The sequence below is a fragment of the Pseudomonas poae RE*1-1-14 genome (genome assembly GCF_000336465.1).
Classification (GTDB): Bacteria; Pseudomonadota; Gammaproteobacteria; order Pseudomonadales; family Pseudomonadaceae; genus Aquipseudomonas; species Aquipseudomonas poae.
This window is the reverse complement of record NC_020209.1, coordinates 2782988-2797887: the sequence shown is the minus strand read 5'-3', so window position 1 is coordinate 2797887 and position 14900 is coordinate 2782988. Positions and strand designations below refer to the sequence as shown.

Sequence of the window (14900 nt, the reverse complement as noted above, 5' to 3'; positions counted from 1 at the left end):
GTAAATTTCGCGGCCTCAACGAAGCAAAGGGTGATTAGCTCAGCTGGGAGAGCATCTGCCTTACAAGCAGAGGGTCGGCGGTTCGATCCCGTCATCACCCACCACTTCTTGAGAGTTTTGCTTACGGGCAAGACGCAACGTTAAAGGTTGCACCGACGCGCAGCGGTAGTTCAGTCGGTTAGAATACCGGCCTGTCACGCCGGGGGTCGCGGGTTCGAGTCCCGTCCGCTGCGCCATATTTTCCAGGTTCGAATTGTCGGGCTTGAGATTGAACAGCCAAGGCTGATCGATCAGATGTTTAAAGACGGTTGAGGGCTTCACGCTTAACCGGTCAAGCGATACGCAGCGGTAGTTCAGTCGGTTAGAATACCGGCCTGTCACGCCGGGGGTCGCGGGTTCGAGTCCCGTCCGCTGCGCCATATCTGCTTAAAGGCCCGCTGAACGCCTTGAAGCGCAAAGACAGCCATGGGCTGCTTTGATCCGATAGCAAAGACCCTGGTCGAAAGACCGGGGTTTTTTGTGTCTGCGATTTGCTGATAAGGGGCCGGCTTGGCTCGCAACGTAACGTCAAGTCAGGGGAGGGAGCCGGAACCCGGCTCCCTCTGTGTGTCAGTACCCCAGCTTATCCCGCAGCCCGTAGTACCAGGCGCCCAGCGCCGCGAATGGCGTACGCAGCAGCTGTCCGCCCGGGAATGGGTAGTGAGGCAGGTCGGCAAACGCGTCAAAACGCTCTGCCTGGCCACGCAGGGCTTCGGCGAGCACTTTGCCTGCCAGGTGCGTGTAGGTCACGCCGTGGCCGCTGCAGCCTTGGGAGTAATAGATGTTGTCGCCCAGGCGGCCCACCTGAGGCAAGCGCGACAGGGTCAATAGGAAGTTACCGGTCCAGGCGTAGTCGATTTTCACGTCCTTGAGTTGCGGGAAGGCCTTGAGCATCTTCGGACGAATGATTGCTTCGATATTCGCTGGGTCCCGCGCGCCATAGACCACGCCACCGCCGAAGATCAGGCGCTTGTCGCGTGTGAGGCGGTAGTAGTCGAGCAGGTAATTGCAGTCTTCGACGCAGTAGTCCTGCGGCAACAGGGTCTTGGCCAGGTCATCGTCCAAGGGGGCCGTGGTGATCACTTGCGTGCCGCAGGGCATCGACTTGGCGGCCAGCTCCGGCACGAGGTTGCCCAGGTAGGCGTTGCCCGCAACAATAATGAACTTGGCCCTCACCTTGCCTTCGGCGGTATGCACCACCGGATTGGCGCCACGCTCAATGCGCAGTGCAGCGGATTGTTCGTAGATCGTACCGCCGAGCGACTCAACGGCAGCGGCTTCGCCGAGGGCCAGGTTGAGTGGATGAATATGCCCGCCGCTCATGTCCAGGAGGCCGCCGACATAGTTGTCGCAGGCCACTACTTCACGTATGCGGCGCTCGTCCAGCAGCTCCAGTTGCGTGTGGCCGTAGCGTTCCCACAGACGCTTCTGCGATTCCAGGTGGCCCATATGCTTGCTGTTGAGTGCGGCGAACACGCCGCCGTCTTTCAAGTCGCACTGGATCTGGTACTTGGCCACCCGCTCGCGAATGATCCTGCCACCCTCGAACGCCATCTCACCCAGCAACTGCGCCTGGCTGGGCCCGACGCTGCGCTCGATCACGTCGATATCGCGGCTATAGCTGTTGACGATCTGCCCACCGTTGCGACCTGATGCACCAAACCCCACCTTGGCGGCTTCCAGCACCGTGACGCGAAAACCGTTCTCCAACAGAAACAGTGCGCTGGAAAGGCCGGTATAGCCGGCGCCAATCACGCACACATCGGTTTCGACCTCACCTTGCAATACCGGACGAGGCGCAACCGCATTGGCGGATGCGGCGTAATAAGACTGGGGATAGGGGGTGTTCGCCATCCTGGAACCTCTGTTTTATATTTTTTACGAGTGCCGCGATCCTACCTGAGTTGAAAATCGCCCGCCAGCCACCCGCAAAACACGGATGTGCCGTACGAAAATAAAAAATTCGCATATTCATAGGGTTAGCTGCGAAAAAGATGTTGACACACCTTCGGAATTCCGTAGAATGCCGCCTCACAGCAGGCACGTAGCTCAGTTGGTTAGAGCACCACCTTGACATGGTGGGGGTCGTTGGTTCGAGTCCAATCGCGCCTACCAAACAAAATCCGCTCTGCTGGGCGGTCTAGAAGGGCTCACCGAAAGGTGGGCCCTTTTTTGTTGCCTGGAATTTGGGTCAGTCAAAACACCCGAAGCGTCACCTCGGGCGTTTTGTTGTATCAAGCCGTGGTGCTGACTATCGAGCCCGAACTGCTCTTGCCTTCACTGGTCACGGCCTGCAACAGGGCTGCGCTTACCGTCTGCAAAGCCGCTGATGTACTTGCTACCTGCACTTGCGCCGCTGCGATCGTCACCGCTTTTGCCTCTGCGTTTTCGGTGCTGGACTGTGCCTTTTGCAGTGCCTGCTGTTGCTGTTGGAGCTGCTTTTGCAACTGCTCGATTTGTTTTTTCAGTTCCTTGACCGTTTCCGACTCTTGCTTGGTCGATGGCGCCTCGCCACCGCCCACACCCTCTGAAGATTTAGCGTCATGGTCAAGGCTGACGGTCAGGCTGCTTGAGCTGTCAGCTTTCGCGGCATCAGCCGTGTCTTTGGACGCCTGAGGGGTGGGCACTGGGGGTGGAGTATTTAGATTGATCAGCATGAAATTACCCGGTTATGAGTTGTCCGATTAAATCGACCCGTGGGCGATTTACGTCAGCGCGACTCCTGTCCCGCCGTGGGATGGTCCTGCATTAACGTGACAGTCGTTGTGTCGCGCTTTGATGAGGGGAGAGGGATATTGACGCTGTTTACCGCATTGACAAGTGCCCAAATTGAAGGCGCGAGTACGCGCTTTGCCATAGGCCATACATCGCCAGGGCCGCTTTGAGCCCTGTACAGAAGTGGCAATCAGCAGAAGAGCGAAGCCACCGCTAACAGGCAGATAATCTGCGCAATCAGCTGGCAACGTATTTCACCGTTTGTTGTTGCCATACCACTCATTTGTCCGGCATACATGATCGCTACCTTTTTGGCTGAATCACCGTGAGCCCGGCGTGGGAACGCACCGTTATTGCGCTGAGTATAGGCCTTGAAATTAAAGTCTTACTAATGGTGTTTGTACTGAATTCAGGAGCGTGCGATGGAGCTGGCGATGGAGGTGTCATTCGACGTAACCGAGCAGGATCGTGAGGCAATCCTCAAGCCGCTGAGGGCTTATAACCTCAGTCACACAGGCAGCATGCCATTTGAAACGGTGGGCATCCTGTTGCGTGATCCCGCTACTGACGAGGTAGTGGGCGGGCTTTACGGTAAAATTTCCTACGGGTGGCTGTTTATCGAACTGCTGAGCATCCCCGACCAGATGCGTACTCAGGGCACCGGTACACGCTTGATGCGCACCGCTGAAGACCTGGCCGAGCAGAAAGGCTGTACCGGAATCTGGCTGGACACGTTCAGCTTTCAGGCGCCAGGGTTTTATCGAAAGTTGGGTTTCACTGAGGTGGGTCATATTGTCGATTACCCGCCAGGTCACCTGCGCCACTTTTTCCAGAAACGCCTGCGCTGAGGTGCGGCACCGCTTCTGAACAATGTGAGAGAGCGTTTTGGAGATCAGATTATTGGGTGTTTGACCAGTGGTGGTCGTAAGTGTTTTGCAAAATAACACCAAGGTTCAGACCTGATGCTCAGTCCTTGCGCCGAGGAAAAAACAATGCAAAACACGTGAGTCCATCCTCGCTGCTCACGCCGTACTGGCCGTTATGCAGTTGCATGATGGTCGCCACAATTGACAGACCAAGCCCATTGGATTGGGAAGAGCGTTCTCGAGATTCATCCACCCGGTAAAACCGTTCAAACAAGCGTGGCAAGTGCTCGGCTGGAATGGTCGCACCCTGGTTGCTGACTTTCAGATGAAGGCCCTCGGCGTCTGGTACCGCCTGGATCAGCAGATCGGAGCCAGGCGCACCATATTTGATGGCGTTGGCGCACAGGTTGGCCAGCGCACGTCGCAGCAGCATCGGTTCCGCCCAGATCACGCCTTCGCCCTCTGTCATGATGCGCATGCCCACATCGCCGGCCAGGCCTTCGAAGTAGTCGGCGATGCGCTGTACTTCATCGGCCGCGTTCAGCTCCTGTCGCTGATGCAGTGCGCCGGCGGGGTCGGTGCGAGCCAGGAACAGCATGTTGTCGAGCATTCGCGCCAGGCGCTCGAGCTCTTCCACGTTTGACGCAAGCAGTTGCTGGTAGCCTTCGATGCTGCGGTCCTGTTGCAGGGCGACCTGGGTTTCTCCCAGCAGGTTGTTGATCGGTGTGCGCAGCTCATGGGCCATGTCGGTAGACACCTGGCCCAGTTGCACGAAGCCCTTGGCCAGGCGTTCCAGCATGGTGTTGAACGACTCGATCATGGGCAGCAACTCCCTGGGCGCCCCGTGACCGTCGAGACGTTCGGCCAGGTTACTGACGCCGATACCCTGAGCATGCCGGGCCAGACGCCGCAAAGGCAGCAGCCCACGATGCACAAGCAGGTAGCCCACCACGGCGAGGATGAGCGCCGCGATACTGGCCAGGATGTACACACTCAACCGGTAGCTGGCGAGCACGGCGGTGCGTTCGGTCATCAGGCGCCCGCTGGTAACTTGCAAGCTGCCCAGATCGCCGGAATCGATGGACGCGGCAACGGTTGAAAAGGGTACGCCATTGAGTCCAGGCAGGTGCTGCACGTCGGTCAACGCGAGCACATGGTCTTTGGGCACGGGTTTGACGGGGGGCAACTCGATGTTCGCGGGGTTCACCAGCAGCAATGGTTTTTGCCCAGGCGCGGCGATGCTCAGCACTGACTCGCGGTTGCCCAGCATATTCTGGAATAACTCCGGTTTGGTGCGGATCAGGTCCAGGGTGTTGCCGTCGTTGAGCAGATTGCGCAGCTGATCAACCCGCGAAATCAGCGCGGCATCGTCGCGGCGTACCAGTTCCTGCTCGAGCTCGCGGTAGAGCGCGACGCCAAGGGTGGTCAGCAGCGCGAAGGCGAGCAGAGCAAAGATCAACGCCAGGCGTAGCGTCAGGGAGTAAGGGCGGCGACGGTTCATGGCTGGGTATCGAAGCGGTAGCCAATGCCACGTACGCTGTGGATCAGTTTGAGCTGGAACGGGTCATCGATTTTCAGGCGCAGACGCCGCACGGCCACGTCGACCACATTGGTGTCGCTGTCGAAATTCATGTCCCACACCCGCGAGGCGATCAGCGAGCGCGACAGCACCTGGCCATGGTGGGCTGCAAACAGGTGCAGCAGGGCGAATTCCTTATTGGTCAAGGTGATCCGCGTGTCGGCGCGGGTGACGCGGCGCTTGAGCACGTCGATTTGCAGGTCGGCAATCTGCAACTGTTCATCTTCGCGGATCGGGCCTCGCCGTGTCAGGGTGCGCAGGCGTGCGACCAGTTCGGCGAACGAGAAAGGCTTGATCAGGTAGTCATCGGCGCCCAGTTCCAAGCCCTTGATGCGGTCTGCGATGTCGTCGCGGGCGGTCAGGAACAGCACGGGCGTGTCCGCTTCCTTGCGCAGGCGCCGCAGTACTTCCCAGCCATCCATTTTCGGCATCATCACATCCAGCACTATCACGTCGAAAGGCGTTTCCAGCGCTTGGTGCAAACCGTCCACACCGTCGCGCGCGAGGCTCACGCAATACCCCAATTCCTGCAAGCCGTTGAGCAGGTAATTGCCTGCCTTGGGTTCGTCTTCGACAACAAGGATGTTCATGACAGGTGCTCTGTTTCAGTGGATGACGCCAGTTTAGCGTGATCAATTCTCACTGGGGCAACCGATGGCTTGTACTTTGTAGTCCAGCACATGTTCGCGGTTCTGGTGGTCGAGGTAGCGCAATTGCGCAGGCACGACGCCGCACTGGCCGTATGTGTCAGTGCTCGACAGTTGCCGTGCGATATCCAGATGCACGAAGAAGCCGGTTTTATCATGGATAACCTTTGCATCCGAGGCGGGATCGGCAGCGAATGCCGAAGCGGTGAAGAGCAAGGCGGCGAAGCCTGAGGCAAGTCGTTTCATGTCGGTTCCTCTCTGAAGGGTCGGCTGCCGGGCCTGGCAGTGAGTTCACAGTAACCAGGCGATCCGAACAGGCGGCCAACAGGACGATGACAAGTTCGTAATGAAAGGCCCGCAGTGCCAATGACGTTTACAAGCGTCAGGCCGGGCCGTAGATTGCATCGGGCCGATTACGCCTACAGCTCAAGAGGAAGCCACGCAGTGTCCAGCCAAGGCTCAGCTTTACCTGCACGACCTTACCGCGCCTTTCTATTCGACATGGACGGGACCTTGCTCAACTCCATCGCCGCTGCAGAGCGGGTGTGGAGCATCTGGGCCGAACGCCACGGTTTGGATGTGGCAGCGTTCCTGAAGACGATCCATGGCGCGCGCGCGATCGATACGATTACACGCCAGGCGCTGCCCGGCGTGGACCCTGAGGTAGAGGCGCAATGGATAACCAAGGCTGAACTCGATGATGTCGACGGCGTCGTGGCGATACCTGGCGCGGTTGAGTTCCTCAACGGTCTGCCAGGTGATCGATGGGCGCTGGTAACGTCCGCGCCTAAAGCGCTGGCGTTGCGGCGTCTGCAGGCTGCGGGCATTGAGCCGCCGGCGGTGTTGGTGACGGCCGAGGATGTCGCCAGGGGTAAACCGGACCCAGCCTGTTACGTATTGGGCGCTGAACGCTTGGGTGTGCCGGTTCAGGATTGCCTGATTTTCGAAGATGCAACGGTGGGGATTCGAGCCGGGGAAGCGGCGGGGGCGGATGTGATCGTCGTGACCTCGACGCACCTTGCGCCCATGATGACGGCGCACGCGTGCATCGACAGTTATGAGCATCTTCATGTTCAACGCGACGGTGAGGGGTTGATGTACGTGCAGCGTAGGGTGAACTGATACGAAAGGGCCGAGCCGATTATCGGTCTCGGCCTCTCACGTTATGGGGGCGGTCGGGCGGCGTGTGCAACCGGCTGTTTTTCATGCCCTGACGCGAGAGCACCATCTCCCGCAGGATTTCGTTGGCAAGGCGAGTAATGGCATCAGCGCCATTGTAATGGGAGCGGACGATGCCGGTAATCGCGAAGTGATCGGTTTCCGGACCGCTCAGAATGGCTGAGAGTGTGCCGTCGGCATGCAGCGTGCAGGTGATCCTGTAGCTGGGCAGGCGGGCTGCCAGTGCGGCTTCGATTTGGGATTTGTTGAGCATTTCCATCTGTTTCAGCACCCTTTACTGACTGTGCAAGCCCAAGCATAGGCGCTGCTGCATACCTGTAAATACCGGCGATCAGATAGCCATTCAACCTGTCGATTTTTGCCTGGTGCGTTGGATAGCGTGCTGGCAAAGCTTGCGCTGTACCGTTTTCTGAAGGGGTTTGAGGCAAAAAACGAACAGATAGGCTCCAAGCAGCAATGCCAGATCCAGCCACGAAGGGGCGTCGGCGCCGGCCACTTCGAACCTCAAGCCAAATTCCACGCCCACGAAGACCAGTCCGAACAGCAGGACAATCATCCATGAGTGGAAGGCAAAGCGTTTCGTTGAGGAATGCCTCATCGACAGGCTCCCGAGTTTGCTTGGGCCGTAGTGGAGGGGGTTCAGGAAATTGGGCCGAGGATCGCGCAACAAGTTCCAGGCATCGGAACAGTTTCATTTTCGGCGAAGAGAATATGAAAGGGCTTGAAAATACGCGATTTGAACCGCAAGGGTCTTCGCCAGCCGTGACAGTGAACGAAAAGGCTGGCTACTGAGGGCACCTCAAGGCGTCTGGTTTTTATCCGGAGCGGTAAGGCCGGCCTGGATGCGCTGATAGATCTCTTCACGGTGCACGGCAACGTCTTTAGGAGCATTGATGCCGATTCTTACTTGCTGGCCGCTGACGCCCAGAATGGTGATCGTAATGTCATCACCGATGTTTATGCTTTCACCAACTTTACGGGTGAGTATCAGCATGGACTTCTCCTTGATTACTTTTAAGGACACGTGTTTCAGACAGGGCAGGTGTCGGATGTGTGTAGCTTACTGCGAAGCGCGTCCCTGTGACTGCCTCTTTTAGGACGCATAGAGGCGGCATTAATTCCCATGGCGGCATCATACAGGTCTGCGATACATCATTCGCATTGTTTAAGCCAAGGTTTATGAAGGCCAGAATAGACAGTGGATGATAAAGTTGCCTCTTTTCCTTTAAGGAGCAGGGCAGTGCGTAAAGTAGCGATGGCAATGGCGGTGCTGGCATTGGCCGGTTGCGGTGAAGGCAAGCCTGTCGAGGCGCCCAAGGCTGGGGCTGCCGCGAGCCAGAGCCAACCGCAGAGCAGTGCGATTGCCGCCCAGGAATGGGATCTGCGAGTAGGCCCGCCAGATCACAAGTTACAGGCAATCACCGACCTGACCGCCTGGCTGCTGGAACATGGTTTCAATTTTTATATCGTCAAAGTGGACGGCAAAGACGAAGTGCTGCTTGGGCCGTTCTCCAGCAAGGCTGAAGCCGAAGCCAAGCAAGCATTGCTCGCGGAAAAAATGGCTCGCGCCAAGAAGACCGATACCGTCTCGGAAATCATCGAGCACAAGGCTACGCAGTAGCGACCATTGGGGCGGGAACCCGCCCACTTTCAGCCGCAGGCTTTCAGATTCACCGGGCCGACAAAGTCATTGCCGCGCCCCATGACGCAGGCAACGGTCTGGTTACGCTGGCGCTCCCAGGTTTGTACGGGGTATGTCTTGTTCCAGGCTTCATACAGCTGGCGGTCCTGCTTCGACAGGCGCAATCCGTATTGCTTGCTCATGTAAAAATACGTTCGCGCAATCATGCCGCGAATAGACGGCCGTGGCATGACCTTCTTCGCCTTGAAGTCGACCTGGGTCAGGCATGAGCCGTATTGCCCGTTCTGCACCGGCAGCCAGCCAAAGCTGAAGTTATTACGATCACCATTGACCTCACCGATACTCGGCACCAGATTGTGCAGATCCGCCTCGGCGCGCTTGAACACAGCGTCATTGCGCGTGCAATTCTTGCGTCCGCCGCTTTGCCAGCACTGACGCTGATGCCCGATTTGCCAGGCAGGAACGATGTGTTCCCACTCGATGCGTGCGGCGCGACTGGCATTTTTGCGTGGCTTGTAACCGCAGGCTTTCAGGTCGACGCGGTTACCGGTGTATTTGCAGCCGCAATAGAACTCGGTGGATTGCGGGGCATAGAGCTTCCAGGCGACTTTCTTGGCTTCACTGAACGTTCGGGGTGCCTGGGCGTGGGCGGTCGTGGCAAAAAGCAGACAAAGCACAGCAATAAAACGCACACTCATTGAATCAATCTTCCTTCGGCACAACCCAGAAAATCTGCACACCGCCGTCGTCCCGATAGGCGAGGGTGACGTTGTCGTTTTCCGCGATTTCCTCCAGCAAGCGCGCCCATTCATCCTCGGGTTCTTCCGGCAGGCGGAAGATCAAGGCTGCCATGGCTTTTTGCGCAGGGGGCGAATTGATGATTTTTTGCACGCGAATGGCCAGTCGCTGGTAGGCATCGGGGGCTGTTGCAGCGGCGGGAGAGGACTTTGCCACGGAATATTCCTTAATAAGCTGTACGCACATACAGTATTTGACTGTAGGTAATTTCGCAACTGCTTAAAATCCGAAAGGTCCGTCTGACGGTAATTTGATGTGGTTGGTGTAGGAGCGAGCACGCTCGCTCCTACAGCGGCGGCGTCAGGAATCAGTATTCCCAGAATATCCGTTGCAGTTCCTTGCTGTCCTGGGTACGGGTCAGCGCTACCATCGCCAGAATTCGCGCTTTCTGCGGGTTCAGGTCCAGGGCGGCAACCCAGTCGTATTTGTCGTCAGGTTGTTCGGCGTTGCGCAGCACCATCCCGCCGGCGTTGACATGGGAGGAGCGGATAATCTGCACACCCTGCTTGCGCAGCTCCACCAGGGCGGGAACCACTTTGGACGATACCGACCCATTGCCGGTACCGGCGTGGATGATGGCTTTGGCGCCAGCCTGGGCCAGGGCCTTGTAGGCGGTATCGCTCACGTTGCCGTAGCCATAGGCAATTTCCACGTCTGGCAGGCTCTTGATGGTCTTGATATCGAATTCCGAATCCATCGTGTGGCGCTTGGCAGGCAGGCGGAACCAGTAGGATTTGCCTTCAACCACCATGCCCAGCGGGCCCCATGGGCTCTTGAACGCTTCAGTCTTGATGTTGATCATCTTGCTCACATCGCGACCCGACTGGATTTCGTCGTTCATGGTCACCAGCACACCTTTGCCACGCGCCTCTTTGCTGCTAGCCACGGCAACGGCGTTGTACAGATTGAGCATGCCATCGGCTGACATGGCGGTGCCTGGACGCATCGAGCCGACCACCACGATAGGCTTGTCGGTCTTTTCCACCAGGTTGAGGAAATAGGCCGTCTCTTCCAGGGTGTCGGTGCCATGGGTGATCACGATACCGTCGACGTCCTTGCTGTCGGCCAGTTCCGCGACGCGTCGGCCCAACTGCAACAGGTTGTCGTTGTTGATGCTCTCGGAAGCAATTTGCATCACTTGTTCGCCGCGAACATTGGCAATCTGACTAAGCTCAGGAACGCCGGCGATCAGTTGTTCGATGCCGACTTTAGCCGCCTGGTAGGTGGCACTGTTGGCCGCACTGGCGCCGGCGCCAGCAATGGTGCCGCCGGTGGCGAGAATCACTACGTTGGAAAGTTTGGTGTTGGTCTCGACTTCCTTTGCCTGGGCGGCAACGGGAAACAGCAGCAGGAGGGCCAAAACGCCCGGTACAAAAGTTTTCAATGCAGATTTCATTATTTTTCTCTCTGGTTTTTGATGAGTGCAGTTGCAGGTTCATCTAGAACCCTCGGACGTATCTGAACGTATCGAGGTGCAGGGGAGGAGCAGGATTTGTACCAGCCTGATTCTGGCAGGCGACATAAATTAACGTTTTGATTTAAAACAACTATTTATGATTTTCAACGGTCTCAAACAACACATCTGTCCGGCTTTCCGAACAATTGACGACGTTGTGTTCGGTTGTCCGACAATAAACGCTACCTGCTGTCAGGTGGCGAGAAACGCGGATGCAGCAGTCTGTCGTTTTAGAGGACGAGCGGGCGCAGGCGAGGTTTAAACATCAGAGCATGCAAACGGCGCCGCCGCTTGCTGGAGCGTTGGATGAAAGGCGCTTTTCCGGCGTTGACAAATCTCGACAAGGTTCTCATAGTTCGATTAACGCAAACGTTTGCGAGATATTTCGATGCAAGCGTTGCTTACAATAATCATAAGATCGGAGTGAACCCATGAAGCTGCCATTCGCTGGACGTCTTCTCGCTGTCGCTGTGCTTGCTGCCGCATCCGCTGCTCTGCCTCTCTCCTCTGCATTCGCCGATGACGCCGCCGCCAAACCCAAGGTCGGCCTGGTGATGAAGTCCCTCGCCAACGAATTTTTCGTGACCATGCAGGATGGCGCCAAGGCCTATCAGAAAGAGCACGCCGCCGACTTCGACATGATCACCAACGGTATCAAGAACGAAACCGATACCAGCGCCCAGATCGATATCGTCAACCAGATGATCCTGGCCAAGGTCAACGCCATCGTTATTGCTCCCGCCGATTCCAAAGCGCTGGTCACCGTGCTGAAAAAAGCCTCGGATGCCGGCATCAAGGTGGTCAACATCGACAACCGTCTTGATCCGGATGTACTGAAAAGCAAGAACCTGAATATCCCGTTCGTGGGCCCGGATAACCGCAAAGGCGCGAAGCTGGTGGGTGATTACCTGGCCAAGCAACTGGCTTCGGGTGACAAGGTCGGCATTATCGAAGGCGTACCGACCACCACCAACGCCCAGCAGCGCACCGCAGGCTTCAAGGATGCGATGGACGCTGCCGGCATGAAGATCGTTTCCACTCAATCCGGCAACTGGGAAATCGACCAGGGCCAGAAAGTGGCGTCGGCCATGCTGAGCGAATACCCGGACCTCAAGGCGCTGCTGGCCGGTAACGACAACATGGCCCTCGGTGCTGTGTCCGCCGTGCGTGCCGCAGGCAAGGCCGGCAAGGTGCTGGTGGTGGGCTATGACAACATCGAAGCAATCAAGCCGATGCTGCAGGACGGCCGCGTACTCGCCACGGCTGACCAGGCCGCTGCCCAGCAAGCCGTTTTCGGTCTGCAGAACGCACTCAAGCTGGTCAAGGGTGAAACAGTCGATGCCAAAGACGGCGTGATCGAAACCCCGGTCGAACTCGTCCTCAAGAAGTAATCCTGGCAGTACCCAACAGCGCCCGCTCGTCCTGAGCGGGCGCCTGGAGATTTTCCTATGTCACCTTCCGCCCAGGCGGCTGTCCTTTCGGTCAGCGGTATCGGCAAGACTTATGCCCAACCGGTGCTGTCCGACATCACGCTGACGCTCAATCGCGGGGAAGTGCTGGCGCTTACCGGCGAGAACGGCGCAGGCAAAAGCACCTTGTCCAAGATCATCGGCGGGCTGGTCACGCCCACCACCGGGCACATGCAGTTCAACGGCCAGGATTACCAGCCAGGCAGCCGCACCCAGGCTGAAGCGCTGGGTGTGCGCATGGTGATGCAGGAACTCAACCTGCTGCCGACCCTGACGGTGGCCGAGAACCTGTTCCTGCATAACCTGCCCAGTCAAGGTGGCTGGATCAACCGCAAGCAGTTGCGTAAAGCCGCGATCGAAGCCATGGCGCAGGTCGGCCTGGATGCGATCGACCCGGACACGCTGGTCGGCAGTCTGGGCATTGGCCATCAGCAGATGGTCGAGATTGCCCGCAACCTGATCGGCGACTGCCACGTACTTATTCTCGACGAGCCCACGGCGATGCTCACGGCGCGTGAAGTCGAGATGCTGTTTGAACAGATCACCCGCCTGCAGGCTCGGGGCGTGGCGATCATTTATATTTCACACCGGCTCGAAGAACTGGCCCGCGTCGCCCAGCGCATTGCGGTACTGCGTGATGGCAAGCTGGTCTGTGCCGAGCCGATGGCCAATTACAACAGCGAGCAACTGGTCACCTTGATGGTCGGTCGTGAGTTGGGCGAACAGATTGACCTGGGCCCGCGCACCATCGGTGGCCCGGCCTTGACGGTCAAAGGCCTGACACGTTCGGACAAGGTTCGCGATGTGTCCTTTGAGGTACGCGCCGGCGAGATCTATGGCATTTCCGGCCTGATCGGCGCTGGCCGCACTGAATTGCTGCGCCTTATCTTCGGTGCCGACCTGGCCGACAGCGGCACCGTCGCCCTCGGTTCGCCAGCAAAGGTGGTGAGCATTCGCTCGCCGGTCGACGCCGTGGGGCACGGCATCGCCTTGATCACCGAAGACCGCAAAGGCGAGGGCCTGCTGCTGACCCAGTCGATCAGCGCGAATATCGCCTTGGGCAACATGCCGGAGATCTCCGGCGGCGGGGTGGTCAACAGCCGCGATGAAACGGCCCTGGCCAAGCGCCAGATCGACGCCATGCGCATTCGCAGTTCCAGCCCGGCACAATTGGTTTCGGAACTGTCCGGCGGCAACCAGCAGAAAGTCGTGATCGGCCGCTGGCTGGAGCGCGACTGCCAGGTGATGCTGTTCGATGAGCCCACCCGAGGTATCGACGTCGGTGCCAAGTTCGACATTTATGCCTTGCTCGGCGAATTGACCCGTCAGGGCAAAGCGCTGGTGGTGGTGTCCAGTGACCTGCGCGAGCTGATGCTGATCTGCGACCGCATCGGTGTGCTGTCCGCTGGTCGCCTGATCGAGACCTTCGAGCGCGATAGCTGGACCCAGGACGAATTGCTCGCCGCCGCGTTTGCCGGCTATCAGAAACGTGATGCGCTGCTCAACGATGCAGTGCTTAGGGATACCCCATGAAAACCACAACTTCCCCCGGCAAGACTGGCGGCAACTTCTACGGCCTGGGTACTTACCTGGGGCTGGCAGGCGCCTTGCTGGCGATGATTGCGCTGTTCTCGGTGCTCAGCGATCACTTCCTGTCCTACGACACCTTCAGCACCCTGGCCAACCAGATACCGGACCTGATGGTGCTGGCGGTGGGCATGACGTTCATCCTGATCATCGGCGGCATCGACCTGTCGGTGGGCTCGGTGCTGGCCTTGGCCGCGTCGGCGGTCAGCGTGGCAATCCTGAGCTGGGGCTGGAGCGTGTTGCCGGCCGCCGTGCTGGGCATGGGCTGCGCCGCACTGGCCGGCACCATCACCGGTTCGATCACCGTGGCCTGGCGCATTCCGTCGTTTATCGTGTCGCTCGGTGTGCTGGAAATGGCTCGCGGCGTCGCGTACCAGATGACCGGTTCGCGTACGGCCTATATCGGTGACTCGTTCGCCTGGCTGTCTAATCCGATTGCCTTCGGTATTTCGCCGTCGTTCATCATTGCCTTGCTGGTGATCATCGTCGCCCAGCTTGTGCTGACCCGCACGGTCTTTGGTCGCTACCTGATCGGCATCGGCACCAATGAAGAAGCCGTGCGCCTGGCCGGCATCAATCCCAAGCCCTATAAAATCCTGGTATTCAGCCTGATGGGCCTGCTCGCGGGTGTGGCGGCACTGTTCCAGATTTCGCGTCTGGAAGCGGCCGACCCGAACGCTGGTTCCGGTTTGGAGCTGCAGGTAATCGCGGCCGTGGTGATCGGCGGCACCAGCCTGATGGGCGGGCGCGGTTCGGTGATCAGCACGTTCTTTGGCGTGTTGATTATTTCGGTGCTGGCCGCAGGCCTGGCGCAGATCGGTGCCACTGAGCCCACCAAGCGCATCATCACCGGTGCCGTGATCGTGATTGCCGTGGTTCTCGATACCTACCGTAGCCAGCGCGCCAGTCGGCGAGGCTGAATC

General features: G+C 58.3%; 17 protein-coding genes and 4 tRNA genes. 10 read left to right on the top strand and 11 right to left on the bottom strand.

Going from position 1 to position 14900, the window contains the following annotated elements; all coding sequences use genetic code 11:
• The first annotated feature begins 28 nt into the window (after positions 1–28).
• From H045_RS12070 to H045_RS12060, 3 genes are all read left to right on the top strand, one after another.
• A tRNA-Val gene (locus tag H045_RS12070) sits at positions 29–104 on the top strand.
• Between the two features lie 55 nt (positions 105–159).
• Positions 160–236, top strand: a tRNA-Asp gene (locus H045_RS12065).
• Positions 237–342: 106 nt separating this feature from the next.
• Positions 343–419: transfer RNA gene (locus tag H045_RS12060), tRNA-Asp, on the top strand.
• Between the two features lie 190 nt (positions 420–609).
• On the opposite strand, the gene H045_RS12055 is transcribed toward H045_RS12060, so the two are convergent.
• Entirely contained in the window at positions 610–1893 is a 1284-nt protein-coding gene (locus tag H045_RS12055) for an NAD(P)/FAD-dependent oxidoreductase (protein WP_003234310.1), read from the bottom strand.
• Positions 1894–2077: 184 nt separating this feature from the next.
• Between H045_RS12055 and H045_RS12050 the strand changes: the two genes are divergently transcribed.
• Positions 2078–2154 (top strand) — tRNA-Val (locus H045_RS12050).
• A 119-nt stretch (positions 2155–2273) separates the two neighbouring features.
• Here H045_RS12050 and H045_RS12045 read toward each other — a convergent pair.
• Entirely contained in the window at positions 2274–2696 is a 423-nt protein-coding gene (locus H045_RS12045) for a hypothetical protein (protein ID WP_189659703.1), read from the bottom strand.
• Positions 2697–3176: 480 nt separating this feature from the next.
• On the opposite strand from H045_RS12045, the gene H045_RS12040 reads away from it, so the two are divergent.
• Positions 3177–3602, top strand: coding sequence for a GNAT family N-acetyltransferase (locus H045_RS12040; protein ID WP_003234285.1), 426 nt, complete (start codon positions 3177–3179; stop codon positions 3600–3602).
• A gap of 118 nt (positions 3603–3720) precedes the next feature.
• Here the strand turns inward: H045_RS12040 and H045_RS12035 are convergent, their stop codons facing one another.
• Genes H045_RS12035 through H045_RS12025 form a run of 3 tightly spaced genes read right to left on the bottom strand, consistent with a single transcriptional unit; the run spans position 3721 to position 6092 of the window.
• Positions 3721–5121, bottom strand: coding sequence for a heavy metal sensor histidine kinase (locus tag H045_RS12035; RefSeq protein WP_015372494.1), 1401 nt, complete (start codon positions 5119–5121; stop codon positions 3721–3723).
• A complete protein-coding gene (locus tag H045_RS12030) occupies positions 5118–5789 on the bottom strand; it encodes a heavy metal response regulator transcription factor (RefSeq protein WP_015372493.1) in 672 nt (223 codons plus the stop codon). Before H045_RS12030 ends, H045_RS12035 begins: the two co-directional genes overlap by 4 nt.
• 42 nt (positions 5790–5831) lie before the next feature.
• Positions 5832–6092 (bottom strand): DUF2790 domain-containing protein, encoded by a 261-nt coding sequence (locus tag H045_RS12025; protein ID WP_015372492.1) that lies wholly within the window; start codon positions 6090–6092, stop codon positions 5832–5834.
• A 198-nt stretch (positions 6093–6290) separates the two neighbouring features.
• Between H045_RS12025 and H045_RS12020 the strand changes: the two genes are divergently transcribed.
• Complete coding sequence (locus H045_RS12020; protein ID WP_015372491.1) at positions 6291–6968, top strand: HAD family hydrolase; 678 nt, start codon at positions 6291–6293, stop codon at positions 6966–6968.
• A 19-nt stretch (positions 6969–6987) separates the two neighbouring features.
• On the opposite strand, the gene H045_RS12015 is transcribed toward H045_RS12020, so the two are convergent.
• The 3 genes from H045_RS12015 to csrA form a co-directional block, all read right to left on the bottom strand.
• Positions 6988–7284 carry a hypothetical protein gene (locus H045_RS12015; RefSeq protein ID WP_015372490.1) on the bottom strand — a complete coding sequence of 99 codons (297 nt, stop codon included), beginning with the start codon at positions 7282–7284 and terminating at the stop codon, positions 6988–6990.
• An 84-nt stretch (positions 7285–7368) separates the two neighbouring features.
• Positions 7369–7623, bottom strand: coding sequence for a hypothetical protein (locus H045_RS12010; protein ID WP_015372489.1), 255 nt, complete (start codon positions 7621–7623; stop codon positions 7369–7371).
• Positions 7624–7824: 201 nt separating this feature from the next.
• Positions 7825–8019, bottom strand: coding sequence for a carbon storage regulator CsrA (gene csrA / locus H045_RS12005; RefSeq protein ID WP_003192511.1), 195 nt, complete (start codon positions 8017–8019; stop codon positions 7825–7827).
• Positions 8020–8265: 246 nt separating this feature from the next.
• On the opposite strand from csrA, the gene H045_RS12000 reads away from it, so the two are divergent.
• Positions 8266–8646, top strand: a complete 381-nt coding sequence (locus H045_RS12000; RefSeq protein WP_169896481.1) for an SPOR domain-containing protein — start codon at positions 8266–8268, stop codon at positions 8644–8646.
• Positions 8647–8675: 29 nt separating this feature from the next.
• On the opposite strand, the gene H045_RS11995 is transcribed toward H045_RS12000, so the two are convergent.
• The 3 genes from H045_RS11995 to H045_RS11985 all read right to left on the bottom strand — a co-directional run bounded on the left by H045_RS11995 (position 8676) and on the right by H045_RS11985 (position 10861).
• Positions 8676–9365, bottom strand: coding sequence for an endonuclease (locus H045_RS11995; RefSeq protein WP_015372488.1), 690 nt, complete (start codon positions 9363–9365; stop codon positions 8676–8678).
• Positions 9366–9369: 4 nt separating this feature from the next.
• A complete protein-coding gene (locus H045_RS11990) occupies positions 9370–9621 on the bottom strand; it encodes a DUF1654 domain-containing protein (RefSeq protein ID WP_015372487.1) in 252 nt (83 codons plus the stop codon).
• A gap of 151 nt (positions 9622–9772) precedes the next feature.
• The gene (locus H045_RS11985; protein ID WP_003234272.1) at positions 9773–10861 is read right to left on the bottom strand and encodes an asparaginase; all 1089 of its coding nucleotides are present in this window, start codon (positions 10859–10861) and stop codon (positions 9773–9775) included.
• A 491-nt stretch (positions 10862–11352) separates the two neighbouring features.
• Here H045_RS11985 and H045_RS11980 point away from each other — a divergent pair, with 491 nt between their 5' ends.
• The 3 genes from H045_RS11980 to H045_RS11970 are packed head-to-tail and all read left to right on the top strand — an operon-like array spanning position 11353 to position 14897.
• Positions 11353–12312, top strand: coding sequence for a sugar ABC transporter substrate-binding protein (locus tag H045_RS11980; RefSeq protein WP_003234271.1), 960 nt, complete (start codon positions 11353–11355; stop codon positions 12310–12312).
• Between the two features lie 57 nt (positions 12313–12369).
• A complete protein-coding gene (locus tag H045_RS11975; RefSeq protein WP_015372486.1) occupies positions 12370–13923 on the top strand; it encodes a sugar ABC transporter ATP-binding protein in 1554 nt (517 codons plus the stop codon).
• Positions 13920–14897, top strand: a complete 978-nt coding sequence (locus H045_RS11970) for an ABC transporter permease (RefSeq protein WP_003234269.1) — start codon at positions 13920–13922, stop codon at positions 14895–14897. The genes H045_RS11975 and H045_RS11970 overlap by 4 nt, the downstream gene beginning before the upstream one ends.
• Positions 14898–14900: the final 3 nt, after the last annotated feature.